The organism is Rhodococcoides fascians NBRC 12155 = LMG 3623 (genome assembly GCF_001894785.1).
Lineage (GTDB): Bacteria > Actinomycetota > Actinomycetes > Mycobacteriales > Mycobacteriaceae > Rhodococcoides > Rhodococcoides fascians.
The window spans coordinates 543,073-568,568 of the sequence record NZ_BCWW01000003.1; the positions used below are offsets into that span (position 1 = coordinate 543,073).

General features: G+C 65.4%; 21 protein-coding genes. 19 read left to right on the forward strand and 2 right to left on the reverse strand.

Translation table 11 applies throughout. The features are described from left to right. The first annotated feature begins 47 nt into the window (after positions 1 to 47). The 3 genes from RFA01S_RS10360 (at position 48) to RFA01S_RS10370 (ending at position 2,977) form a co-directional block, all read left to right on the forward strand. Positions 48 to 779: an enoyl-CoA hydratase gene (locus RFA01S_RS10360; protein WP_032371283.1), complete on the forward strand. Its 732-nt coding sequence runs from the start codon at positions 48 to 50 to the stop codon at positions 777 to 779. Then, complete coding sequence (locus RFA01S_RS10365; RefSeq protein WP_032375364.1) at positions 776 to 2,110, forward strand: ammonium transporter; 1,335 nt, start codon at positions 776 to 778, stop codon at positions 2,108 to 2,110. Before RFA01S_RS10360 ends, RFA01S_RS10365 begins: the two co-directional genes overlap by 4 nt. A gap of 192 nt (positions 2,111 to 2,302) precedes the next feature. Further along, positions 2,303 to 2,977 (forward strand): DUF8020 domain-containing protein, encoded by a 675-nt coding sequence (locus RFA01S_RS10370; RefSeq protein ID WP_027495954.1) that lies wholly within the window; start codon positions 2,303 to 2,305, stop codon positions 2,975 to 2,977. Positions 2,978 to 3,044: 67 nt separating this feature from the next. Here the strand turns inward: RFA01S_RS10370 and RFA01S_RS10375 are convergent, their stop codons facing one another. Beyond that, positions 3,045 to 3,992 (reverse strand): alpha/beta fold hydrolase, encoded by a 948-nt coding sequence (locus RFA01S_RS10375; RefSeq protein ID WP_032385719.1) that lies wholly within the window; start codon positions 3,990 to 3,992, stop codon positions 3,045 to 3,047. A 196-nt stretch (positions 3,993 to 4,188) separates the two neighbouring features. On the opposite strand from RFA01S_RS10375, the gene shbA reads away from it, so the two are divergent. Both shbA and RFA01S_RS10385 read left to right on the forward strand, forming a co-directional pair. Next, positions 4,189 to 4,770 (forward strand): RNA polymerase sigma factor ShbA, encoded by a 582-nt coding sequence (shbA, locus tag RFA01S_RS10380; RefSeq protein WP_027495956.1) that lies wholly within the window; start codon positions 4,189 to 4,191, stop codon positions 4,768 to 4,770. Positions 4,771 to 4,883: 113 nt separating this feature from the next. Further along, complete coding sequence (locus RFA01S_RS10385; protein WP_032407620.1) at positions 4,884 to 6,530, forward strand: purine-cytosine permease family protein; 1,647 nt, start codon at positions 4,884 to 4,886, stop codon at positions 6,528 to 6,530. Positions 6,531 to 6,600: 70 nt separating this feature from the next. On the opposite strand, the gene htpG is transcribed toward RFA01S_RS10385, so the two are convergent. Beyond that, complete coding sequence (gene htpG, locus RFA01S_RS10390) at positions 6,601 to 8,526, reverse strand: molecular chaperone HtpG (protein WP_032407619.1); 1,926 nt, start codon at positions 8,524 to 8,526, stop codon at positions 6,601 to 6,603. Positions 8,527 to 8,620: 94 nt separating this feature from the next. Between htpG and RFA01S_RS10395 the strand changes: the two genes are divergently transcribed. The 14 genes from RFA01S_RS10395 to RFA01S_RS10460 all read left to right on the forward strand — a co-directional run bounded on the left by RFA01S_RS10395 (position 8,621) and on the right by RFA01S_RS10460 (position 25,496). After that, positions 8,621 to 9,736, forward strand: coding sequence for an MBL fold metallo-hydrolase (locus RFA01S_RS10395; RefSeq protein WP_032407719.1), 1,116 nt, complete (start codon positions 8,621 to 8,623; stop codon positions 9,734 to 9,736). A gap of 55 nt (positions 9,737 to 9,791) precedes the next feature. Beyond that, positions 9,792 to 12,188 carry an HAD-IC family P-type ATPase gene (locus RFA01S_RS10400; RefSeq protein ID WP_032407618.1) on the forward strand — a complete coding sequence of 799 codons (2,397 nt, stop codon included), beginning with the start codon at positions 9,792 to 9,794 and terminating at the stop codon, positions 12,186 to 12,188. Between the two features lie 41 nt (positions 12,189 to 12,229). After that, on the forward strand, positions 12,230 to 12,418 hold the full coding sequence (locus tag RFA01S_RS10405; protein WP_027495963.1) for an antitoxin: 189 nt from the start codon (positions 12,230 to 12,232) through the stop codon (positions 12,416 to 12,418). Positions 12,419 to 12,494: 76 nt separating this feature from the next. Next, positions 12,495 to 14,120 (forward strand): Na+/H+ antiporter, encoded by a 1,626-nt coding sequence (locus RFA01S_RS10410; RefSeq protein ID WP_032407617.1) that lies wholly within the window; start codon positions 12,495 to 12,497, stop codon positions 14,118 to 14,120. A gap of 29 nt (positions 14,121 to 14,149) precedes the next feature. Next, positions 14,150 to 15,331 (forward strand): alpha/beta hydrolase family protein, encoded by a 1,182-nt coding sequence (locus tag RFA01S_RS10415; protein ID WP_032407616.1) that lies wholly within the window; start codon positions 14,150 to 14,152, stop codon positions 15,329 to 15,331. Then, positions 15,328 to 16,500 (forward strand): sensor histidine kinase, encoded by a 1,173-nt coding sequence (locus RFA01S_RS10420; protein WP_032407615.1) that lies wholly within the window; start codon positions 15,328 to 15,330, stop codon positions 16,498 to 16,500. Before RFA01S_RS10415 ends, RFA01S_RS10420 begins: the two co-directional genes overlap by 4 nt. After that, complete coding sequence (locus tag RFA01S_RS10425; RefSeq protein WP_032407614.1) at positions 16,497 to 17,300, forward strand: LytR/AlgR family response regulator transcription factor; 804 nt, start codon at positions 16,497 to 16,499, stop codon at positions 17,298 to 17,300. The genes RFA01S_RS10420 and RFA01S_RS10425 overlap by 4 nt, the downstream gene beginning before the upstream one ends. A gap of 13 nt (positions 17,301 to 17,313) precedes the next feature. Continuing rightward, entirely contained in the window at positions 17,314 to 17,673 is a 360-nt protein-coding gene (locus RFA01S_RS10430; protein ID WP_027495968.1) for a hypothetical protein, read from the forward strand. Between the two features lie 3 nt (positions 17,674 to 17,676). Then, positions 17,677 to 19,422: a sodium/solute symporter gene (locus RFA01S_RS10435; protein ID WP_174557244.1), complete on the forward strand. Its 1,746-nt coding sequence runs from the start codon at positions 17,677 to 17,679 to the stop codon at positions 19,420 to 19,422. A 201-nt stretch (positions 19,423 to 19,623) separates the two neighbouring features. Beyond that, positions 19,624 to 19,923 (forward strand): DUF485 domain-containing protein, encoded by a 300-nt coding sequence (locus RFA01S_RS10440; RefSeq protein ID WP_063216896.1) that lies wholly within the window; start codon positions 19,624 to 19,626, stop codon positions 19,921 to 19,923. 11 nt (positions 19,924 to 19,934) lie between these two features. Further along, positions 19,935 to 21,569: a monocarboxylic acid transporter gene (locus tag RFA01S_RS10445; protein ID WP_032407613.1), complete on the forward strand. Its 1,635-nt coding sequence runs from the start codon at positions 19,935 to 19,937 to the stop codon at positions 21,567 to 21,569. Between the two features lie 84 nt (positions 21,570 to 21,653). Further along, positions 21,654 to 22,085: a type II toxin-antitoxin system Rv0910 family toxin gene (locus tag RFA01S_RS10450; protein WP_032407612.1), complete on the forward strand. Its 432-nt coding sequence runs from the start codon at positions 21,654 to 21,656 to the stop codon at positions 22,083 to 22,085. A 20-nt stretch (positions 22,086 to 22,105) separates the two neighbouring features. Then, the gene (locus RFA01S_RS10455) at positions 22,106 to 23,737 is read left to right on the forward strand and encodes a substrate-binding domain-containing protein (protein WP_032407611.1); all 1,632 of its coding nucleotides are present in this window, start codon (positions 22,106 to 22,108) and stop codon (positions 23,735 to 23,737) included. A 148-nt stretch (positions 23,738 to 23,885) separates the two neighbouring features. Beyond that, a complete protein-coding gene (locus tag RFA01S_RS10460) occupies positions 23,886 to 25,496 on the forward strand; it encodes a VWA domain-containing protein (RefSeq protein ID WP_238325134.1) in 1,611 nt (536 codons plus the stop codon).

The following is a 25,496-nucleotide window of genomic DNA, read 5'->3' on the forward strand; positions in this document are numbered from 1 at the left end:
CAGGCCCCGCCCTGTGACCGCCGCTACCAGCCGGTAACCTGCTCGGCGTGATCGGACACACTCGTGACGGCGATGTCGTCATCCTGGAATTGCAGCGACCGGACAAGCGCAATGCGCTGAGCACGGATCTCTGTGTCGCGCTACGACGCGAAGTCGAGCAGGCGGATGCCGACGGCGCGCGGGTCGTGGTGATCACCGGGCAGGGCAGTAGCTTCTGCGCCGGTGCCGACCTGACCGGAGATGCGTTTCCCGACGCGTTCGGCGAGACGCTGGAAGGCATGCTCACCGCCATCGAGCGAGTGTCCGTTCCCGTCGTGGCGGCGATCAACGGGCCTGCCGTCGGAGCGGGGACGCAACTTGCCATTGCCTGCGACCTGCGGGTGGTCGCACCCGAGGCATTCTTCGAGATTCCCTCCACGCGTCTCGGAATCGCAGTGAGCAACTGGACGATCAAGCGGCTGGCGGCATTGGCCGGCGGCGGCGTGGCGCGCACGATCCTGCTCGGCGGCGAACGGGTGCACGCCGATCAGGCGTATACATGCGGTCTGGCCAACAAGCTCGGCGATCGCGATGTTGCCGTGCAGTGGGCGCACTCGATCACTGCCCTTGCCCCCTTGGCGCTGCGACACCTCAAACTGGTGTTCAACGACGACGGCGCGCACGACGATCCGACGCCCGCACAGCGCGCGGCATTCGAGGCCGCGTGGAGCAGTGCGGACATGAAGGAAGCGCGCCGCGCGAGAGCCGAGAAGCGCGCACCGAAATTCGTGGGCAAGTGATCAACGGAGCGCCCGATGCGGGCGACACGGCCTGGTTGCTGGCGAGCACCGCGCTGGTTTTGCTGATGACGCCGGGCTTGGCCTTCTTCTACGGCGGCATGGTGCGCTCGAAGAGCGTGCTGAACATGATGATGATGAGCCTGTCGGCCATCGCCGTCGTATGGCTGCTGTGGTTGGTGTTCGGGTTCTCGATGGTGTTCGGCGACAACGTGATCGGCGGCTGGATCGGAAACCCGTTGCAGTACGCCGGTTTCGAGGGTTTGCTCGGCGGCGTGTACACCTCGGCGGCGGGCACGGTGTCGATTCCGTTGGTGGGGACCGTTCCGGCGTTGGTGTTCGCAGCGTTCCAGGCAGGATTTGCCATGGTGACGGTCGCGCTGATCTCCGGTGCCGTCGCAGACCGGATGCGTTTCGTGCCGTGGGTGCTGTTCGCGGCCCTGTGGTCCACGCTGGTGTATTTCCCTGTGGCGCACTGGGTTTTCTCGCTCGACGGGCTCACCAGTGAGTTCGGCGGGTGGATCACCAACAGGCTCGGCGCGATCGACTTCGCCGGTGGCACGGCCGTGGAGATCAACGCGGGTGTGGCCGGGCTGGTGCTGGCCCTCGTGGTCGGCAAGCGGAGCGGGTGGCCGCGAGATCCCATGCGTCCGCACAATCTTCCGGCCGTCATGCTCGGAGCCGGACTGCTCTGGTTCGGCTGGTTCGGTTTCAACGCGGGCTCGTCGTTGGCGGCCGACGGCGTCGCCGCAGTGGCGCTGGTGAACACGATGGGCGCGGGCGCGCTGTCGATGGCGGCGTGGCTCGTCGTCGAGAAATGGAGGGATGGGCACGCGACGTCGTTCGGCGCGGCGTCCGGAGTGGTGGCCGGACTCGTCGCGATCACGCCGTCGTGTACTGCCGTCACACCGATCGGTGCAGCCGCGATCGGCATCGTCTCGGGTGCGTTGTGCGCGTTGGCGATCGGCCTCAAATATCGCTTCGGCTACGACGATTCACTCGACGTCGTCGGTGTGCATCTCGTCGGCGGTGTCGTCGGAACGCTGATGATCGGACTCGTCGCCAGTGCGCAGATGCCGGCGGGCAAGGACGGTTTGTTGTACGGCGGCGGTCTGCATCAACTCTGGGTGCAAGCCATCGCCGTCGTGGCGGTGTTCGCGTACACGGCAGTCGTCACCACCGCTATCGCGTTCGCAATCAAGGCCGTCATGGGCGTGCGCGCCGACGCGCAGCACGAGGCCGACGGCCTGGACGAGCACGAGCACGCCGAGTCCGCCTACGACTTCGGAGTGGGCCACGGAGGCAGCAACAAGCCTGGTCTTTTCGGTAAGTAGGGGCAAACCCTGCGCGTCCTTTACGAACCGATCGGTCGCTGAAAGTCGTTCTGTCCCTTTCGCGTTGATGCGATCGATCGTTGTTCGGTTCGACCCCTCTCGTTCATCTTCGGTTCGCTCTTCACGCTCGTTGTGCCCATAGCTTTTCGCTGCTCGGTATCGAGAGATGGACACGACGAAAGACTGAGGAACATGAAGCTGACTCGATTCGCGGCAACGTCCGCATTGGTCATTGCAGCGATGACGACCGCCATGGGCACCGCCTATGCGGATCCGGCACCGGCTCCCGCCGCTGCCGTCGGGTGGAACGTCACCCAGGCCGGCAACCAGGTCCTCGTCGACACGACGGCCGGCACCCTGAGCAACGAAGACAACCACCTGGTCGTCCGTGACGCCAACGGCGCACTCGTCGACTCCGTACCGCTCGCCATCGCCGCCGACGGATTCTCGCACCCCGTCGCTGCCGACATCGACGGCAACCACGCCACTCTGACCGCAGATGTCTCGCCTGCCGCGGCAACCCCGGTCTCCACCTCCCTTCCCGGCCTGCAGCAGGTCGACCTGCCCGCCGCAGTGGCAGGCGTCAAGGACAACCTCAGCCTCACCGCCTCCGTCGGTGGATTCCTCGGTGCTGCAACCGGAATCGTCGGCGGATGCATCCTCGGAATCATCACGGGAGTCGTCGTGACCGCACCGGTCGCGACTCTTCTCGGAGCAGGCCCCATCGGCGGCTGCGTCATCGGCGCAATCGCCCTCGGTGCCATCGGATCGCTCGCCGGCACCTCTGCCGGTGGCCTCGGCGCAGTCATCGGTAACGCCGGACAGTTCATCCAGCTGCTCAACGCTCCTCCCGCAGTGAAGAAGTAACACCGCCTCGACAACAGTGCTGTGGCCCGCATCGGATATCCGGTGCGGGCCACAGTCGTCGAAAGGTCTAGCGAGCCAAGGCGAGATCCCCCACGTGAGCTCGCCGAGCTGCCGTCACGAGTTCGACGATGGCGTCCGCCACCTCGTGTGCTCGTTCGAGAATCACCATGTGTCCGGCCTGCGCGATACGTACCAACCGTGCATCGGGCAGGTGGGATGCAAGGGTTTCCGAGTGTCGCATCGGCGTCATCAGGTCGTCCGAACCGCACAGCACCAGCGTGGGAATCGAGGCCAGCGCGGCCAGACCGGCCACCTCGTCGAGTCCGCGGAACGCGCCGAGGAAGCCGGCCATCGTCACGATGGACGTGTCGCCGAGCATCGCCGTCGCCAGAGTGACCACCCGCGGGCTGACTTTGTGGGAGCCGCATCCCGCCGTCCTGACGATGGGCGCGCACACCCCGCGACTGAGCCTCTTGGCACCCGACATCAATCGAGGGGCCCGTCGAACAGCTGCCTGAAACGCCGACACGGCCGGATGCGCGAGGCAGCGACCGAGCCCGTCGTCGGTGATCCCGCCTGCGGACGTCGCGATCAACCCGACCCCGACGAGGCGCGAGCCGACGGCATCCGGGTACTGACGCGCGTAGGAGAGCGCCGTCATGCCGCCCATCGAGTGGCCGATCAGAACGAACGGCCCGACCGGGACGACAGCGCGGATCACGTCGGCCAGGTCCTCGCCGAGCTGATCGATGGTGCAGCTGTCGGGCGTTGCGGCACCGGATTCGCCGTGGCCGCGGTGGTCGTACAGAACGATTCGCGTGTCCTCGCCCCAGACATCCTCGACGTGGGTGCGCAGCTCGGTCCACGACTGCATCCGCAGGCAGTGTCCATGGACGAACACCACGGTCAGAGCCGCATCGGGCCGTCCGAACTCGCGCACTGCGAGCGTGGTGCCGTCCCCTGCGGCGACGGTGCTCCGGCGACCGACCAGGTGGTTCTGCTCACTCGTACTCATGTGCGCTCCGCGGTGTCAGGGTCACGTGACGCGACGTGGATGTTGTCCGGTACGTCGCTCGGACGACACGCCGTGTTACCTGAGTCACATTCTCCTCGATTGTGGTAGCCGATCCGACCAAGCCGAACGGTCGGCTGCCTCGAAGTACTGGTGAGCGTTCAGGTGAGGGCGCGCGTTGCCAAGAAGGAGATCGGCCATGAGCACTTCCATGGACACGCTCGAAGACGTCGTACCGCGGGCCGTCGCGGGTGACCGCGCCGCACTCGAACGCGTACTGGTGTTGATCCAGCCTCCGATTCGCCGCTACTGCGCCTCTCGGATCGGCAATCTCGATGTCGCGGCCGACGACGTGGTGCAGGACGTCTGCCTCGCTCTGGTCACCGCGATACCCAAGTACCGCGACATGGGCAAACCGTTCATGGCCTTCGTCTACGGCATCGCTGCTCACAAACTGGCCGATGCCGGCCGACGATCGGCTCTGCGGCAGACGTTCTCGACGGCCGAGCTGCCCGAGGAAGTGTCGGGTGAGGACGGTCCCGAGCAGGTCGCGCTCGGCGACGAACTCCGCTCCCATGCGCAGGCCCTGATGAACACCCTGCCCCCGAAGTACAGCAAGATCATCCTGATGCGAGTGGTGTGGGGCCTGACGGCACCGCAGACCGGCGAAGCTCTGGGAATGACGGCTGGTGCAGTGCGGGTCGCCCAGCACCGGGCGATGAACATGCTGCGCGCCGAACTGTCGAACTTCTCGCTACTGGCGGCCCGCACAGCTGCCTGACACCGCCCGGTGGATGGGCGTCCGAGACGTATGTCCGATAAGCCGGTTCGATTAACACCAGCTACATCGGCTCAAGACACGTCGGCAACCTGGCGGTTCTACGTTGTTGATCCATGACCGCCGTACAGCCAGCGCCGACAGATACCGCGCTGAAAGAGACGCTCGAGGACTACACGCTGCGCTTCGCGCCGCGTAGCTACCGTAAATGGGGGACCGGTGTTGTCGCGACGTCCGCGCTCGGCGGCATCGCGTATCTCGCGGATTTCGCCATCGGTGCCAATATCGGAATCTCGTACGGAACCGGCAATGCACTGTGGGGCATTCTGGTGTTCGCTGTCGTCATCTTCCTGACCGGCCTTCCGCTTGCCTACTATGCGGCCCGTTACAACATCGACCTCGACTTGATTACGCGTGGAAGCGGTTTCGGCTACTACGGGTCGGTCGTCACCAACGTCATCTTCGCGACGTTCACGTTCATCTTCTTCGCGCTCGAAGGTTCGATCATGGCGCAGGGACTCGAACTCGGGCTGAGCATCCCGTTGCCGATCGGGTACGCGGTCTCGACGATCATGGTGATCCCACTGGTCATCTACGGCATGAAAGCCCTTGCCAAACTTCAGGTCTGGACCACCCCGCTGTGGCTCGTCCTGATGGTGTTGCCGTTCGTGTACCTGGTGATCAGCAATCCCGACTCGGTGGGCGAGTTCTTCGCCTACGGCGGTCAGGACGGGGCCGACGGCAAGGGCGTCAACGTCGGATCGGTGATGCTCGCCGCAGGCGTGTGTCTCTCGCTCATCGCGCAGATCGCCGAGCAGATCGACTACCTGCGATTCATGCCGCCCAAGACTCCCGAGAATTCCCGACGCTGGTGGACTGCAGTGCTTCTCGCCGGCCCCGGCTGGGTCATCTTCGGTGCCCTCAAGCAGGTCGTCGGCCTCTTCCTCGCCGTGTACCTGATCGCCAACGTCGTCGACGGATCCAGCATTGCCAACGAGCCGGTACACCAGTTCCTGGAGATCTACGAGAACTTCATGCCGGGCTGGCTCGCGATGACCCTCGCGGTGATCCTGGTCGTCATCAGCCAGATCAAGATCAACGTGACCAACGCATATTCCGGATCGCTGGCGTGGACGAACTCCTACACTCGCCTCACCAAGACGTACCCGGGCCGCATGGTGTTCGTGCTGTTCAACCTTGCCATCGCGCTGATCCTGATGGAAGCCAACATGTTCGACTTCCTCAACAGCATCCTCGGCTTCTACGCCAACTGCGGTATCGCGTGGATCGCGGTGGTGGCGTCGGACATCGTGTTCAACAAGTACATCCTGAAGCTCTCGCCCAAGGTGCCCGAGTTCCGACGCGGCATGCTGTACAACATCAACCCGGTGGGCTTCGGATCGATGGCGGTGTCGGCGATCCTGTCGATTCTGGTGTTCTTCGGGGCATTCGGGTCTGCGATCAAACCGTATTCGCCCATCGTGGCTCTCGTTCTCGCACTGGTGCTTCCGCCGATCCTGGCGGTTGCGACCAAGGGCAAGTACTACCTTCGACGCACCGATGACGGCATCGATCTGCCGATGTTCGACGAGCACGGCAACCCGTCCGACGAGCTCGTGATGTGCCACATCAGCGGCATGGAATTCGAGCGACCCGACATGATCGCGTCCAACGTGCCGGGGCCCAACGGGGAGAAGCAGTACATCAGTTCACTGTCACTGAGCACCGACAAGACGGGGGAGCACATTCTCCCGCCGCAGTGAGTGCGGCTGCGCCGCAGTGGTGTGGTTACGTGCCGCCTGGGGCACCTAACCACACCACTGCCGCAGGCACTCAGATGGTGCGCGTCAACCGATCGGCGAGCAACTTGGAGAACTTGGCCGGATCCTTCAGCTCGGTTCCCTCGGCGAGAAGTGCCGTCGCATAGAGCAATTCGGCGGTCTCGGCGAGGTGCGGATCGTCGCTGCGATCCTCGCGGGCCTTGTTCAGTCCCGTCACCAGGTCGTGGTTCGGGTTGAGTTCGAGGATGCGCTTGGAGGTCGGCACGAACTGGCCCGACGCCTTGTACATCTTCTCGAGCTGCGGGGAGAAGCTGAACTCGTCGCCGACGACGCAGGCCGGTGACGTCGTCAGGCGCGTCGACAGACGTACCTCCTTGACGTCCTCGCCGAGCGTTTCGGTCAGCCAGGTGAGCAGGTCGGCGAATTCCTTGTCCTGCTCCTCGCGCTTGGCCTCAGACTCCTTCTTTTCTTCCTCGGTGTCGAGGTCCACCTCGCCCTTGGCGATGGACTGGAACGACTTTCCGTCGAAGTCGGTGACGTTGCCGACCCACACCTCGTCGACCGAGTCGGTGAGCAGCAGCACCTCGAGACCGCGCGCCTTGAACGCCTCCATGTGCGGCGAGCTCTCGATCTGCTGACGCGATTCGCCCGTCATGTAGTAGATCTGCTGCTGGCCGTCCTTCATCCGGTCCACGTACTCGGCAAGGGTCGTCAGACCCTCTTCGGAGTGGGTGGACGCGAACGACGAGATGCCCAACAGGGTTTCGCGGTTGTCGGAGTCGGAGATCAGGCCTTCCTTGAGGACCGTCCCGAACTGCGACCACAGCGTCTTGTACTTGTCGGGCTGCTCGCTCTGCAGCTCCTTGACGGTCGAGAGCACCTTCTTGGTCAGGCGACGACGGATCGCGCGGATCTGCCGGTCCTGCTGCAGGATCTCGCGAGAAACGTTGAGCGAGAGGTCCGCTGCGTCGACGACACCCTTGACGAAGCGCAGGTACTCGGGCAGCAGTTCCTGCGAGTCGTCCATGATGAACACGCGCTTGACGTACAGGTGTACGCCGGCCTTGCTCTCGCGCATGAACAGGTCGAACGGTGCCTGCGACGGAATGAACAGCAGCGCTTGGTATTCGAACGTGCCCTCGGCCTTGAACGGGATGACCTCGAGCGGCTCGTCCCAGGCGTGGCTGACGTGCTTGTAGAACTCCTTGTATTCCTCCTCGGACACTTCGTCCTTGGAGCGAGTCCACAGCGCCTTCTGCGAGTTGATCGTCTCGGTCTCGATCGTGACGGTGTCCTCGCCGCCCTCCTCTTCGCTCTTGACGCGCTTCTCGACGTCGATGCGAATGGGCCAGGCGATGAAGTCGGAGTACTTCTTGACCAATTCCTTGATCTTGCGCTCGGACGCGTAGTCGTGGAGGTGGTCTTCCTCGTCGGCGGGCTTGAGAGCGAGCGTGACCGAGGAACCCTGCGGGGCGTCGTCGACGTCGGTGATCTCGTAGGTGCCCTCGCCGGTGGATTCCCACTTGGTGGCGGTGCTCTCGCCGGCCTTGCGGGTGAGCAGCGTGACCTTCTCGGCCACCATGAACGTGGAGTAGAAGCCGATGCCGAACTGGCCGATCAGTTCCTCGGAGGCGGCGGCGTCCTTGGCTTCCTTGAGCTTCTTGCGAACTTCTGCGGTGCCGGACTTGGCGAGTGTGCCGATGAGGTCGATGACCTCCGAGCGCGACATGCCGATGCCGTTGTCCCGGATGGTGAGGGTACGAGCGGAGGAGTCGATGTCGATCTCGATGTGCAGATCCGAGACGTCGACGTCCAGATCCTTGTTGCGGTACGACTCCAGGCGCAGCTTGTCCAGCGCGTCCGAGGAGTTCGAGATCAGTTCACGGAGAAAGCTGTCCTTGTTGGAGTAGATGGAGTGCACCATCAGATCCAGGAGCTGACGCGTCTCCGCCTGGAATTCGAGCTGTTCGGTACTCAATGTCTCCCCTTCTAGCAGCAAAACCGACGCGAATATTCTACGGCAAGGCTACGGGTGAGCTGCGAAGACGTCGGCGCCGCCTACTGTGGTGCCCGTGACGAAGACGAAGTTGGCAGCAGGAGCAACCGCAGCGTTGGGCGGGGCATGGTTGGCGCGTGCGCTGTGGGGTCTTCCGTCGGCCATCGGTGCCAGACGCGTGCACATCACTCCCTACGCGGCCGGGTCGCCGCGATACCGCGATCGCCGGTTCCACAACTCCGACCCCAGTTCGAGTTACGTCCCGGGTCGCGGCGAGAAGGGGCAGAAGAACATGCTCGTCTCGCTGTTCACCGAGCGAGGTAAGGGCAGGCCGCAGCGGCCGATCCCACTGGCACCGCCGATCGCGCCGGTGGACGCGGGCGAGCTGGCGGTCACCTGGTACGGACATTCGAGTGTGCTCGTCGAGGTCGACGGATATCGCATTCTCGCCGATCCGGTGTGGAGCAATCGCGTGTCCCCGTCCTCGGTGGTGGGCCCGGCACGGCTGCATCCGACGCCGGTCGACCTGACGGACCTACCTCGGGTCGACGCCATCGTGATCTCCCACGATCATTACGACCATCTCGACAAGGCGACGGTACAGAAGCTGGCGAGCACGCAGTCGGCTCCCTTCGTCGTGCCTCTGGGCATCGGCGCGCACCTGCGCAAGTGGCGGGTGCCCGAGGAACGCATCATCGAACTCGATTGGGACGAGCAGACGGCGATCGGTGGCCTCACCGTCACGTGTACCGAGGCTCGTCACTTCTCCGGCCGCGGCCTGACTCGCGATTCGACGCAGTGGGCGTCCTGGGCGTTCGCCGGTCCGGTGCGGCGTGTCTTCTTCGGCGGCGACACCGGTTACACACCGAAGTTCGCCGAGATCGGCAGCAACTACGGACCGTTCGACCTGACGCTTCTTCCGGTCGGGGCCTACGACGTGCGCTGGCCGGACATTCACATGAATCCCGAGGAGGCTGTCACGGCGCACGTCGATCTGACGACGTCGGGCATCTTCGTGCCCATTCACTGGGCGACGTTCAACCTGGCTTTTCACCCGTGGTCCGAGCCGATCGTGCGACTGCACGCCGCCGCTCAGGACGTGGGTGTGCAGGTTGCGGTACCGATGCCGGGTCAACGCGTCGACGGTACGAGGGCCGTGCCCGACGATCGCTGGTGGACCCGTCTGGGCTGAGGCCGCACTAGACAAGGAGTGGAGCCTGCAGGAACGACCCAACTAGGCTGCACCCATGTCTATCGACGCCGATGCACAGCGGGATACCGGGCTGACCGAGGCGGAGGTCGCCGCACTGCGGGCCGAGGGGAAATCGAACGACGTTCCCGCTCGCGCTTCACGCTCGGTTCGCGACATCGTGCGGGGCAATGTGTTCACCCGAATCAACGCGATTCTCGGTGTGCTGCTGATCATCGTGCTCTCGACCGGTTCGGTGATCGACGGCATGTTCGGGCTGTTGATCGTCGCGAACAGTGGCATCGGAATCATTCAGGAGATCCGCGCGAAGCGCACGCTGGATCGGCTGGCCATCGTCGGCCAGAACAAGCCGCAGGTGCGACGTGACGGTGTCTCGCAACAGATTCCGCCCGACGAGGTCGTCCTCGGTGACATCGTCGAACTCGGACCGGGTGATCAGATCGTCGTCGACGGCGAGGTCATCGAGACGGCAAGCCTGGAGATCGACGAGTCGTTGCTTACCGGCGAGGCCGATACGGTGCACAAACTCGAAGCAGCGCAGGTACTTTCGGGCAGCTTCGTCGTCTCGGGCAGCGGGGCCTACCGGGCAACGAAGGTCGGACGCGACGCCTATGCGGCCAAGCTCGCCGAAGAGGCCAGCAAGTTCACCCTGGTCAAGTCCGAGCTGCGCAGCGGTATCGACAAGATCCTGAAATTCATCACGTACCTGATGATTCCGGCCGGGGCGCTGATCATCTACAACCAGTTGTTCTCCAGCGGGCAGGCTTTGAAGCCGGCCCTGAACGGCATGGTCGCGGCCCTGGTCCCGATGGTCCCCGAGGGTCTGGTGCTGATGACGTCGATCGCGTTCGCGGTGGGTGTCATCAGGCTCGGGCAACGGCAGTGCCTGGTGCAGGAATTGCCTGCCATCGAGGGGCTCGCGCGCGTCGACGTGGTGTGCGCCGACAAGACCGGCACTCTCACCGAGAACGGCATGCGGCTCTCGGAATTGGTGTTGATCGACGAGCACGACTCCGACTCGGTGCCAAAAGTATTGGCGTCTCTGGCGCACGACGACCCGCGGCCCAATGCCAGTGTGCAGGCCGTAGCCGAGGCGTACCCCGACGCGCCGGGGTGGACGCAGAGCGCGGTGGCCCCGTTCTCCTCGGCCAAGAAGTGGAGCGGTCTGTCGTACGGCGAGCACGGTAACTGGCTGCTCGGTGCCCCGGACGTGTTGCTCGACCCGACCTCGGAGACCGCGCGACAGGCCGAAGATGCCGGCTCCAAGGGTCTGCGGGTACTGCTGCTTGCCAGCAGCGACCTCGCCGTCGACGACACCGCGGCGCCGGGAGTCGTCACCCCGCGGGCTCTGGTGATTCTCGAGCAGAAGGTGCGCGAGGACGCCCGAGACACGTTGGAGTACTTCGCAAGTCAGCACGTTCAGGTCAAGGTCATTTCCGGGGACAACGCCGTGTCGGTCGGCGCGGTCGCCGGCTCGCTCGGACTTCCCGGTGGCGACGCCCCGATCGACGCACGTGACCTGCCCGAGGATTCCGAGCAACTGGCCGACTCCGTGCAGAACTCGACGACGTTCGGCCGCGTTCGGCCGGACCAGAAGCGTGCGATGGTGGGCGCGTTGCAGTCTCGAGGTCATACCGTTGCGATGACCGGTGACGGCGTCAACGACGTGCTCGCACTGAAAGACGCCGATATCGGTGTCTCGATGGGCTCGGGTAGTGCGGCCACGCGTGCCGTCGCACAGATCGTGCTGTTGGACAACAAGTTCGCGACGTTGCCCTATGTGGTGGGGGAGGGGCGACGCGTCATCGGCAACATCGAGCGCGTGTCCAACCTGTTCCTGACCAAGACCGTGTACTCGGTGTTGCTGGCGTTTCTCATCGGGCTCTCGGGAGTGCTGTCGCAGGTCTTCCATTTCGAGCCGATTCCGTATCCCTTCCTGCCGAGGCACGTGACCATCGCCGCGTGGTTCACCATCGGCATTCCGGCGTTCGTGCTCTCGCTGGCCCCGAACAACGAACGGGCACGCAGCGGGTTCGTCTCGCGGGTGATGCGGTTGGCCGTTCCGTCCGGGTTGATCGTCGGCTCGTGCACGTTCGTGTCGTATCTGCTGGCCTACGCGGGTCCGAACGCCACCGAGACTCAGGTGACCCAGGCGAGCACCACCGCACTGATCACGTTGATCATGATCGCGCTGTGGGTACTGGCCGTCGTCGCGCGGCCGTACACCTGGTGGAAGGTGGTGCTGCTCGCGGGATCCGTCGGCGGATACCTGCTGTTGTTCGCAATCCCGTTCTGCCGCACCTTCTTCAAGCTCGATCCCTCGAACGTCGGTGCCACCACGAGCGCGTTGATCATCGGCGCTGTCGGTATCGCACTCGTCGAGGTCGCCCACCGATTCGGATCGGTACTGCGCAACCGGCAGGAGCGAACGTAAACTGCAGGTGTTCCGTTTCACCCGACTGGCAGGAGAGTTTCATGGGCTTCGCAGACAATTTGAAGGGCATGGTCGACAAGGGCAAGAACCTTGCGGCAGAGAACTCGGACAAGATCGACGACGTCGTGGAGAAGGCCGGGGACTTCATCGACAACAAGACCGGTGGCAAGTACGCCGACAAGATCGACAAGGTGCAGGAAGCCGCCAAGAAGGCAATTCCGGACAAGTAGGTCGATTCGGGCCGTCCACCCGGTGTTCGGGTCGTCGGTGGTGCCGTAGGGCGCTGCGGGCGGCAGAATCGGGCGGGTGGACGGACCGGTACTTCTTCTCGTAGTCATCTTCGCGATCGCGGTCGCGGGATTCGCCAAGCGTCTGGACCTGCAGGTCCCGCTCGTTCTGGTGACCGTCGGATCCATCGCATCGTTCGTGCCCGGCGTACCGCACATCAGTCTCTCGCCCCAGCTCATCCTCGGTGTCGTGCTGCCGCCGTTGCTGTACTCCGCGGCGCTGAACTACTCCTTCGTCAGTTTTCGCCGCAACATCGGCCAGATCCTGCGCCTCGGTCTGGTGATGGTGGTCGTGACGACCGTGGCCGTCGGGTACTTCGCCAACCTGCTCGTTCCCGAGCTGACTCTGGGTGCGGCCCTTGTGCTCGGTGCCGTCGTGGCCCCACCCGACGCGGTCTCTGCGATCGCCGTCGGCCGCAAGCTCGGCCTGCCCGCGAGAATGATGGCCATCCTCACCGGGGAGAGCCTGGTGAACGACGCGGCTGCGTTGACCCTGTTCACCTTGACCGTTGCGTCGGTCACGGGCAGTCGTATCGAACTCGGCTCACCGGTTCTGTTCTTTCTGTACGAGATCGTCGGCGGCGTGCTGGTCGGATTCGTCCTCTCGCGCATCGTTCGTTTCGTGCGAAACCGGATCGCCGACTCGGCGCTCGAGACGGTGCTCGGACTCGTCCTGCCGTTCGCGGCGTATCTGGCAGCGGAAGAGATCCACGCGTCCGGCGTGTTGGCCGTCGTCACCGCAGGTTTCGTACTGGGCCGTGTCACGGCCGACGTGTCGGTCTCGACCCGGGTGCAGGAGCGCCAGGTGTGGCCCACGGTGGACCTGCTGCTGGAAGCATTCGTGTTCGCGTACATGGGTTTACAGCTGAAGTTCGTCATCTCCGAGGTGCAGCGCGAGGGTCTTCCGGTGCATCACATTTTCGGGTACGCGCTGCTGGTGCTGCTCGTGGTCATCGTCGTTCGTCCGGCCTGGATCTTCTTCAACTCGGGGAGAAACCTGCTCTTTCGCACGGTGTTTCGCCGCGAGGGGGTGTCCGACGGCCTGACGTGGCAGCAGAATCTGGTGCTGTCGTGGGCCGGGATGCGTGGGGTGGTGACTCTCGCCGCAGCCGCGGGTGTCCCGTTCACCACCGTGCTCGGCGACGAATTTCCCGGGCGGGCGGTGATTCAAGCCGTCGCGTTCGTCGTCGCAGTCGGAACGTTGCTGCTGCAGGGCCTGACGCTCCCGCTGCTGATTCGCCGATTGGACGTCGCCGATCCACTCGAGCAGCAACGCAACGACAATCAACGATTGCTCTCGCAGGCCATCGCCCGCACGGCTGCCGAGACGTACCTCGAGCGGGCCGCGAAGGACGGCATCTCCGGCGTCGACAGTGACCGGGTAGCCGAGGTGATCGCCCGCGTGCGACGGTCGGTGCGGGCCCGGATGGACGCGGACGAGACCGAGGACCGCGAGAAGCGAATCGCGGCGGCCGGCGCGCTGTTCGACACCCTGCGGCACAATGTCCTGGTCGCGCAGCGGGCCGCACTGATCGCCGCCCGCGACTCGGGGGAGTTGGACGACGAAGCCCTACGCGCAGTGTTGAATGGTCTGGACGTGGAAGAGATCGCGGCCGAGGCACGCATCGAACGACGCACGACGTAGACGACGAACACAGTGGGAGCGCTGAGACAGTGAGGTCGACCGGACTGGTGGCCGCCGCGGCACTCGTGTTCGCCCTCGCCGCGTGCAGTTCGCCTGCCGTGCCTCCCGTGGCTCCGGCACCCACGTCGAATCCGGCACCCGAGGGCTCCGACCGCGGTTCGATCGTGTCGTCGATGCCGCTCGGTCAGGTCGACATCGGTGTCGCCTTTCTGGGCGGGTCTGCCACGAAGATCGTCTACCGCACCACCGACGGCGTCACCGGTGGCAGAACCGAGACATCGGCAACGGTGTTCGTGCCCAAAGGTTCTGCGCCTGCCGGTGGCTGGCCGATCGTCTCGGTCGGTCACGGCACCACCGGTGTCACCGACGAGTGTGCGCCCTCGCTGTATCCGAACCTGTTGGGCACCATCGGCCTGGTGACGCCCTTCCTCGAGCGCGGCACCGTCGTGGTGGTGACGGATTACCAGGGTCTGGGGACTCCGGGAGATCCGGCGTATCTGAACAGCGATGCTGCGGCCTACGACGTCATCGATGCCGTGCGCGCCGCGCGTACAGTGGTGCCCGACGTCGGATCCCGATGGGGTGCCATCGGCACTTCTCAAGGGGGACAAGCGGTCTGGGCCGCTGCCGAGCGCAATGCGGAGTACGGCGACGGTTTGGAACTGGTCGGAGTCGCCGCGCTGTCGCCTGCAGCCGATCTGACGCGGTACTTCGCAGCCGACACCGAACAGACCCTGTCCCGCCAGTTGCTGGTGCCGTTTCTCTACGAGGGTCTGCACGTCACGGATCCGAGCGTCGAGCGCTCGGATTACATCCGTGGCACCTTCGCCGACAACGTGACCGCGCTGACGGCCTGCAGCGACCTGCTCGGATTCTCCAAGGCCGACGCCGGAGCCGTCATCGATCCGGCCGATGCCGTCCCGGCCGATGACCGGGCCGCGAATCGGATGGCGGACTGGCTCGGAACGGTCGCACTGCCGACGGCTCGCACCGATGTTCCGCTGTTCGTTCTGGTCGGCGAGCGCGACGACCTGATCGATCCGCAGTGGACTCGCGACGCCGTGGCGAAAGCCTGCGAACTCGGCGACGACGTGGAACTGCGTTCGGAACCCGAGCAGGGGCACGCGGATCTGGCCGCCAACGCTATCGGCGTCGACTGGCTCGTCGAGCGCTTCTTGAACGTTCCGACCACCGGGACCTGCGCACGATGACCGCGGCGCTGGCGTGGATGGCGGTGATCGTGGCGGCGATCGTCACCGCCATTGCGCTGATCAGCCTGCGTGGGCGACGCGATCTGACCACTCCAGAGGAGCGTGCGGTGCACGCCACCCTGCATACCGCGTCGTTGGCGGCGAAGCCGCTGCGGAACGGTCTCGATGCCCGCTCGGCTGCCGCCGCTGCTCCCCATCTCAGAGTCCTGACCGGGGCGGATGCATTGGGCATCTGCGATCCGAGTGCGTCGCTGCTGGCCTGGGACGGGCCGTGGCCGGAGTTGACGCCGGCGTTCGTGGAGGCGGCCAGACGCGCCGTCGACGGGCAGCGCCGCGTGCTCGTGCGGCTTCCGCTCGGCTCGATTCACGAGGTCAAAGCGCTGGTGGTGCAGCCGTTGATCGACGAGGATTCGCCGGTGGCGGGGGTGCTCGGTGCCGCGGTGGTGGCCGAACCAGGGCCGGGCATGCTCGGGGCCATCGCCGAGGTCGCACGCTACGCGTTCGGTCAGATCGAACTCGCCGAACTGGACGCATCGCGGGCGCGGTTGGACCGAGCCGAGGTGCGTGCACTCCGGGCCCAGATCAGCCCGCATTTCATCTACAACGCGCTGGGCACCATCGCGTCGTTCGTCCGTACCGACCCGGATCGGGCACGGGAACTGGTGCTCGAATTCGCCGATTTCACCCGGTACTCCTTCCGCAACGCCGGGGAATTCACCGTGCTCGCCGACGAACTACGCAACATCGATCGGTACCTGACGCTCGAACGGGCCCGGTTCGGCGATTCGCTGCAGGTCACCCTGCAGGTGGCTCCCGAGGTGCTCGGGGTGGCCCTGCCGTTTCTGGCGCTGCAGCCACTGGTGGAGAATGCCGTCCGGCACGGGTTGTCGGGCAAGGCCGACGGCGGTCGCGTCACGATCATCGCGGCCGACGAGGGCACCGACGCCGTGATCAGCATCGAGGACGACGGAGTGGGAATGGACCCCGAGGTACTGCGATCGGGCAGCCTGCACACCGAGGATGCGGCCCACGTCGGACTGGCGAACGTGGACGATCGGCTGCGGGCGGCCTTCGGAAACGACTACGGTCTCGTCGTGGACACCGCACCGGGAGCAGGCACGAAAGTGAGCATGCGGGTGCCCAAGTTCAGGCCGGGGGTGCGGGCATGACGCATCCAGCGAACTCCAGTTCGGCGCGCGGGCTGGTCGTGCTGGCGGTCGACGACGAGCGGCCTGCCCTGGACGAGCTGGCTTTCCTGCTGCGCGAGCAGGAGGCCGTGGCCGAGGTGTACACCGCGCAGGACGCGACCACCGCCCTGCGCCAACTCAAGCAGACCTCCGGTCAATCCGTGGTCGATGCAGTGTTCCTCGACATCAACATGCCCGGCCTCGACGGCCTCGAGCTCGCCGGAATCCTGTCGGCGTTCGCTCGGCCACCTGCGGTCGTGTTCGTCACCGCTCACGACGATCGGGCACTTGCTGCCTTCGATCTGGGCGCGGTGGACTACCTCCTCAAGCCGTTGCGCGACGACCGCTTGGCCGAGGCCGTCCGACGGGTTCTGCTCGCCCGTCGTCGGCCCGCCGAGTCGGCCGAATCGGCTGCCGACGAGGTCATCCCTGTCGAGCTCGGTGGAACCACCACGCTGGTACACCGGTCGTCGGTGGCGTGGGTGGAGGCCGACGGTGACTACGCGCGGCTGCACACCGCCACCGGTTCGCACCTGGTGCGCATTCCCATCTCGGCTCTCGAAAGTCGTTGGGCCGATGCCGGTTTCCTGCGAGTGCATCGTTCGTATCTGGTGTCGCTTCCGTTGGTCACCGGAATCAGAAGCGTCGGTTCGGGCTTGGTGGTGTGTCTGCGCGCCACCGGCGCGCTGCCGGCCTGCGAGCTACCGGTGAGCCGGCGGCACACCAGAGAACTCAAGGACCGGCTCGTGCGCGGTCCGCTGCAGTCGTGGTCGTCGCGGTGACGAGAGGTGCGCGGTGAGTCAGCCGCACCGGGAGCGGGTGGTGCTCTCGCAGCGCCGCGGCGCGCGCCTGGTGCGCACCCGCGTCGAGGTGCAGGAGCAAACCGAGGTGGGTGACGCGCTCGTGCGAAGCCTGGTGCGTGCGCAACTCCTGCTGTCGTTGCGCCTGGCAGTGATGACGTTGTCGATCCTGTTCGCGATTCCCCTGCTGGGCATGCTGCTCACCCGTTTCACCGATGTCGCGCCGTTCGGTATCGGGTTGCCGTGGTTGCTGCTGGGGGTGGCCATCTATCCGTTGCTGTTCGGCGTCGGCCGCGCGTACGTGCGCCGCGCCGAGCGTAACGAGGCCGAGTTCGTCGGCCTGGTCGAGGACTAGGCGCTGGTGAACGGATCGATACCCGTCGCGACATTGATTGCGTTGATCGTGGCCGCGGTGGCCACCGTCGGCATCGGTGTCTACGGAGTTCGATTGGCCCGCACCACGTCCGACTTCCTGGTGGCCTCGCGGACCGTCGGACCGCGGTGGAACGCCGCGGCCATCTCGGGTGAATACCTTTCTGCCGCATCCTTTCTCGGTGTCGCTGGTCTCATCGCCAAGTACGGTGCCGATGCGCTGTGGTATCCCGTCGGCTTCACTGCAGGCTATCTCGGTCTGCTGCTGTTCGTCGCCGCTCCACTGCGCAGGAGCGGTGCGTACACGGTGCCCGACTTCGTCGAATTCCGGCTCGGCGCACCATGGTTGCGTACCGTGGCCATGCTCGTGGTGGTGGTGATCTGCGCGCTGTATCTGGTGCCGCAGTTCCAGGGCGCGGGCCTGACGCTGAACATCCTTCTCGGAGTGCCGGGCTGGGTGGGAGCACTCGCGGTCGGTCTGATCGTCATTGCGAACGTCGTCGGCGGCGGAATGCGCTCGATCACCTTCGTGCAGGCGTTCCAGTACTGGCTCAAGCTCACCGCGATCGCCATCCCCGCACTGGTGCTGACCGTCCACTTCGTCGCCGACGACCGCAGCGTCGGTAGCGCGGCCCCGCCGACCGTCGCCGAGCAGACCCGGGTCGACATCACCACCGACGTGCTCGTGCAGGTCGACTCGCCGGTCGTGGTGTCCGTGACAGGAACCCTGGACGAGCAGAGCGTCGATGGACGTGTGAATCTCGATGCAGGCGAACACCGGCTCGGGTCCGGGACACTGCTCACCCTCGACGCGGGCTCGCCGGTTCCGGTGGTCGCCGGCGCACCGACAACCGACCGCGCCTGGGCGATGCCCGGCGGGGGACTGGGCGGTCAGCACCCGCTCTACCAGGTGTATTCGCTGATCCTGGCCACGTTCCTCGGCACCCTCGGGCTGCCGCACGTGCTGGTGCGGTTCTACACCAACCCCGACGGCCGAGCGGCGCGATTGACCTCGCTGACCGTGCTGGCGCTGCTCGGCACGTTCTATCTGTTCCCGACGGTCCTCGGAGTGTTCGCCCGGCTCTACGTGCCGCAACTGCTGATCACCGGTGCCTCCGACGCCGCAGTGTTGCTGCTGCCCGGCTCCGTGCTGTCGGGGGTACCCGGCCAGTTGCTGGCCGCACTCGTCGCGGCCGGAGCCATCGCCGCCTTCCTGTCCACGTCGTCCGGCCTGCTGGTCAGCATCGCGGGCGTCCTGAGCACCGACGTGCTCTCGGGCAAGGTCCGAGACTTCCGTGTCGCGGCCGTCCTTGCCGGCGCAGTGCCACTCGCACTGTCGATCGGCGTTGTCTCACTGGATCTCTCGCGTACCGTCGGGCTCGTGTTCGCCGTCGCCGCGTCTACGCTGTGTCCGCTGCTCGTGCTGGGCATCTGGTGGCGCGGACTCACCGCAGCAGGAGCCGCGGCCGGGCTGTTCCTCGGCGGCGGACTCTCCCTCGTCGCCGCGTCGATCTCCGTCGTCACCCCCATCTCCGACGGCGTCCTCGGGGGCTGGGCGGCAGCGATACTCGGCTACCCGGCCGCGGTCAGCGTTCCCGTGGCCTTCGCCGCGATGATCGTCGTCAGCCTCGCCACCCGGCGAACAGTGCCGTCGGACATCTCCCGAATCTTCGCCCGACTGCACCTGCCCGAAGGCCTCGACATGGGCAAAGACCGAGAGCGCGAGCTGTAGTGAGAGAAGGCCGTTCGTCGGGTCTGCGCTACCGCTCGTCGCACACTCCCGCAGCCCGTCGTGTGATCGACGCCACCCCCTGATGTTGTGACCTGACTCTCACTACTGTTCCGAGTCAGCTACAGCTCACATCAACTTCAGGAGTCCAAGGTGACCGCACCGGAAACCAATTCGCCACCGGACGCGCAAGCGTTCGTCGACATGCAGGCCAGTCCCGAGTTCCAGGAACTCCGGCACCGCCTGCGTAGCTTCGTGTTCCCGATGGCCGGGTTCTTCCTGGTCTGGTACGTCATCTACGTGCTGCTCAGCACCTACGCCGTCGACTTCATGTCGACCAAGGTGTGGGGCAACATCAACGTCGGTCTGCTGCTCGGCCTCGGCCAGTTCGTCACCACGTTCGCCATCACCGGCATCTACGTGCGGTTCGCCAACCGTGAACTCGATCCTCGCGCCGCAGCCCTGCGCGCCGAGATGGAAGCCTCCCAGGGAGCGAAGCCGTGAATGTAGAAGCCGTGAATGTACTAGCCCAGGCCGCCGACACCACCGTCGGTGAACCGCTCGTCAATATCGCGATCTTCGGCGCGTTCGTCCTCATCACGATGGCCGTCGTCATTCGCGCCTCCAAGAAGAACGCGACGTCTGCGGAGTTCTTCACCGCGGGCGGCGGATTCTCCGGACCGCAGAACGGCGTCGCCATTGCCGGTGACTACCTCTCGGCCGCAAGCTTTCTCGGTATCGCCGGTGCCATCGCCGTCTACGGCTACGACGGCTTCCTGTACTCCATCGGGTTCCTCGTCGCCTGGCTCGTCGCGCTCCTGCTCGTCGCCGAATTGCTCAGGAACACCGGCAAGTTCACGATGGCGGACGTGCTGAGCTTCCGGCTCAAGCAAGGCCCGGTTCGTACCGCGGCCGCACTGTCGACGCTGACGGTGTCGCTGTTCTACCTGTTGGCTCAGATGGCAGGCGCAGGCGGACTCGTCGCACTGCTGCTCGACATCTCCGACCGCACCGGGCAGTCCATCGTCATTGCCATCGTCGGTGTGTTGATGATCGCGTACGTGCTCATCGGCGGCATGAAGGGCACCACGTGGGTGCAGATCATCAAGGCGGTTCTGCTCATCGCCGGTGCCGCATTCATGACCGTGCTCGTGCTCGCCAAGTTCGGCCTGAACTTCTCCGAGCTTCTCGGCAGCGCGCAGGCGATGGTGTCGAGCTCGGCGACCGATGCCGTGGCCGCACGTGACGTCATCGAGCCCGGTGCCCAGTACGGCGGCAGCGCCACCTCGAAGATCAACTTCCTGTCGCTCGGCATCGCACTCGTCCTCGGTACGGCAGGTCTGCCGCACGTGCTGATGCGCTTCTACACGGTGCCCACCGCCAAGGAAGCTCGTCGCAGCGTCGTGTGGGCCATCGCGCTCATCGGTGCGTTCTACCTGTTCACCCTCGTGCTCGGCTACGGCGCCGCAGCGATCGTCGGACCCGACCGCATCCTGGCCTCCGCAGGCGGCCAGAACTCCGCGGCTCCGCTGTTGGCCTTCGAGCTCGGCGGCGTCATTCTGCTCGGCGTCATCTCGGCGGTCGCCTTCGCGACCATCCTCGCCGTCGTCGCCGGATTGACGATCACCGCGTCGGCGTCGTTCGCTCACGACATCTATGCGAGCGTCATCAAGAAGGGCCAGGTCGACGACAAGAAGCAGGTCAAGGTCTCGCGCATCACGGCCGTCGTCATCGGCATCCTGGCCATCGGCCTCGGCATCCTCGCGAACGGGCAGAACATCGCCTTCCTCGTGGCGCTGGCGTTCGCCGTCGCAGCGGCCGCGAACCTGCCGACCATCCTGTACTCGCTGTTCTGGCGTCGCTTCACCACCACCGGCGCACTGTTCAGCATGTACGGCGGCCTGATCTCGACGATCGTGCTGATCATCTTCTCCCCGGCCGTGTCGGGATCGAAGACGTCGATGATTCCCGGCTCGGACTTCGCATGGTTCCCGCTGTCCAACCCCGGCATCGTGTCGATTCCGTTGGCGTTCATCCTCGGCATCGTCGGAACGCTGATCTCGAAGGACACCGAGAACACCGACAAGCAGGCCGAAATGGAGGTTCGCTCTCTCACCGGCATCGGTGCGGAGAAGGCCAGCGCACACTGATTCACCTGTAGAACCGTCCGCGAAGTGCCCGTGTGAGCAAGGCCTCACACGGGCATTTTTCGTCCAGCGGTTACCATCCCTGCTGTGGCCAAGCTGAAGGTTTCCCTCGACGTCCCGCTGACCCCCGAGCAGACGTGGGCGCATGCGTCCGATCTGTCCGGCTACGAGCAGTGGCTCTCCATCCACGAAGCGTGGCGCGGTGAGCTGCCCGAGCAGCTGGCCGTCGGCACCACCCTGGACTCCATCGCCAGCGTGAAGGGCATGCGCAACCGCGTCTCGTGGAAGATCGAGTCCTACGATCCGCCCCGGAAGCTCGAGCTCAAGGGCAACGGCAAGGGCGGAGTGAAGATCGGTCTCGACCTGTCTGTGAAGTCCAAGGGTGACGGGTCCGAGATCACGATCGACGTCAACCTGGGCGGTGCCCCGTTGTTCGGACCCATCGGGGCCGGTGTCGCTCGCGCACTCAAGGGCGACATCGAGAACTCGCTGAAGACGTTCGTCAAGATCTACGCCTGACGGTGTAGGAGTGGAGATGCATGCCCGGTAGGCACAGTGCGCCGTCGTCCGCGACGGGCAACAGAGGGTTCGCCAAGTACGTCGTCGTTGCCGTCGTCCTGCTTCTGATCGTCGCAGGCGGAGTGTTCGTGGCGCAGAAGGTCTTCGGCAGCGACTGCGGTGACCCGTCGAACTACACGTTGGCTGCCGACCCCGCGATCGCGCCGGTACTGCAGAAGATCGTCGACGACTCCGCGCCCGAGGATCTCGGTTGTGCCGAGGTGGCGGTGACGGCGATGGAGTCGGGTCAGGTGTCGGCCGCAGTGGCCAAAGGCGACGACGTTCCCTCGCTCTGGATTCCCGATTCGTCGCTGTGGGTCGGCAAGACCGTGCGATCGACCGCGTCGCTGATCGACCTGGCGAGCCAGTCGGTGGCGAGCACCCCGGCCGTCCTCGCAACCCGCAAGGACGAGGTTCCGTTCTTCGACACGTGGCTCACCGCACTGAAGCTCGAAGGTTTGCGCATCGGTAATCCGTTGGCCAACACCATCTCCGACGCGGCGATCCTCGGGGCGGTGGCCGAGGCGGGTGAGGACGAGAAGGCCCTCGATGCGGTGTCGACGGCGCTCGTGCCGATCGCTCAGGCTCAGGCCGCCACCCGCGGCGAAGCCGATCCCACCACCCGGTTGGACGATCTGGTGGCCGACGGCGGCGTGGCCGTGGTGTCCGAGCAGACCATGTTGGAGTACCGAAACGACACCGGTGCCGAACTCGGTGCGACGGTGCCGCCGACGGGCAGCATCTTTCTGAACTTCCCGCTGGCCGTCACCGAGCCTGCAGGCGAGCGGCACGACAGCGCGAAGTCGGTCGGCAGCGCGCTGGCCGCGGTCATCGAATCCGATCGAGGTCGGGAGATGTTGTCCGAGGCCGGTTTTCGGTCGGAAGACAACGCGCCCCTCGAGTCCGATCGTGGTATCGGTGCCGTCGAGAGTCTGGCGATCGGCGACCAGCAGGCTGCCGAATCGGTGCTGCGTCAATATCAGGTGCTCGCGCTCCCGTCGCGAGCGCTCGTGATGGAAGACGTGTCCGGCTCGATGAACTACAGCGCCGGGGCGAACACCCGGATCGCGATGACGGTGCAGGCCAGCGAGACCGGGAATCGACTGTTTCCCGACAATGCGTCGATGGGATTGTGGGCCTTCTCCATCGGGCTCGGCGGCGGCGATCAGGATTACCGTGAGCTGGCACCGATCCGGCGCATGGACGAGAAGGTCGGCGACACGACCCAGCGTGAAGTGCTGCTGCAGCAGACCCGCACCCTTCCGTCCCTGGTCGGTGGTGGAACCGGACTGTACGACACCACGTTGGCCGCGTTCCGCACCGTGCAGCAGGGCTACGACCCCGATGCGGTGAACAGCGTCATCATCCTCACCGACGGTGCCAACGAGGATCCGAACAGCATCTCGCTCGACGAACTGCTGGCCACACTGCGTACCGAACAGGACCCGTCTCGTCCGGTCGTCATCGTCACCATCGGTATCACCGACGACGCCGATGCGGGTGTGCTGCAACAAATTTCTGCTGCCACCGGGGGCACCAGCTTCGTAGCGCGAAACCCCGCCGAAATACCGAACGTCTTCGTCAATGCACTGAGAAGCCGTTCCGGTCGCTGACGGGAGCGGCTATGCTGTGCGCCGCGTGCTCTCCGTCACGTGGGGTAGTGCGGAGAAGTCCCGCAACACAGTCGTGTCGGGGGTATAAGTAGGGGAGTCAGCGATGTCAGGACGTCACAGCGGCAGTAGTCGCAGGTTCAGTCCTGTCGTGACCTGGGGCGCGGCCGCGCTGGCAGTAGTCGTGGCCGCGGCCGGAGGCTGGTTCGGCGTCCAGGCCGTACGCGCAGCGGGTTCGGACTCGTGCGATTCGCTGGACACGGTCTCGCTCGCGGTGGACACCTCGATCGCCGAACCGGTGCAGCAGATCCTGGCCCAGGCGGGCGAGGTGGACCGCGGCTGCGTCGACTTCGAGGTGCGGGCCGAGCGCCCCACCGACACGGCGACCGAGATCGCAGGTACCGACGAGAACCGCCCCGACCTGTGGATCCCGGACTCGACGTTGTGGCTGCTCAAGACTTTGCGTTCGACCGGAGCCCTGCCCGAACTCGCCAAGACGTCGGTGGCGAACACACTGCCCGTGCTGGTGTCGGCCTCCGATACCGCCCCGGTGACCGACACCTGGCTCAGCGTGCTGCAGATGCCGGGCCAACGCATCGGCGATCCGCTCACCAGTAGTGCGTCCAACGCTGCGATCCTCGGTGCGCTGGCCGAGTCCGAGGTCGCGATCTCCGACGCCAAAGCCGTGTCTGCCGCTCTGGTGCCCATGGCACAGGACTTCGGCCGGATAGCCGACACGCCCCACGACACCCCGGACCTCGTCGCCCAGGTGGCGACCGAGGGCGGAACCAGCGTCGCCACCGAACAGGCCGTGCTGGCCTACGAGGCAGCGAACCCCGGATCGTCGCTCACCGAGTCGGTGCCGCCGACGGGCAGCTACTTCCTCAACTACCCCCTCGCCGTCACGGCTCCGGCCGGGCCGGAGTACGACCGCGTCAAGGCCGCCGGGGCCGCGTTGGCGTCGGTGCTGGCCTCGCAGTCGGCGACGGACACACTCGTTGCAGCCGGCTTCCGAACGTCGAGTGGAACCCCCTTGGCCGACGGCAGAGGCGTCGGCTCGGTCGCCGCGTTGGAAATCAAGAATCCGCTGTCGATCGAGACGACGCTGCGCGACTGGGCGGTGCTCGCGTTGCCGCTCCGGACCCTCGTCGTCGAGGACGTATCGGGTTCGATGGCGGCGAAATCCGGCGACTCCACCCGCATCGCGTTGACCGTCGATGCCTCGCTCGGTGCCAACGATCTGTTCAGCGACCAGACGCAGATGGGGCTGTGGGCCTTCTCCATCGGACTCGGTGGTGGAAAGCAGGACTATCGAGAACTGGTGCCGCTCGGCCCGGTCAGCAACACGTTCGACGGTAAGCCGCAGCGTCAGGCCATTCTCGATGCGGTCCGTGGGCTACCGGCTCTGGTCGGAGGCGGAACCGGGCTCTACGACACCACTCTTGCGGCGTTCCGACGTGTCAAGGAGGGCTACGACCCGGACTACGTCAACAGCGTCATCATTCTCACCGACGGCGCGAACGAGGACAACGGCAGCATTTCTCTGGATCAGCTTCTCGCCGCCCTGCAGAAGGAGCAGGATCCGGTGCGTCCCATCGTGATCATCACGGTCGGTGTCACCAGTGATGCCGATCCGGTTGCGCTGCAGCAGATCTCCGCGGCCACCGGTGGTACGAGCTATGTCGCGGAGGATCCCCGCGATATCCCGGACGTGTTCGTCAAGGCGTTGAACTCGCGCACCGAGCGTCTCGCGGGGGAGTAG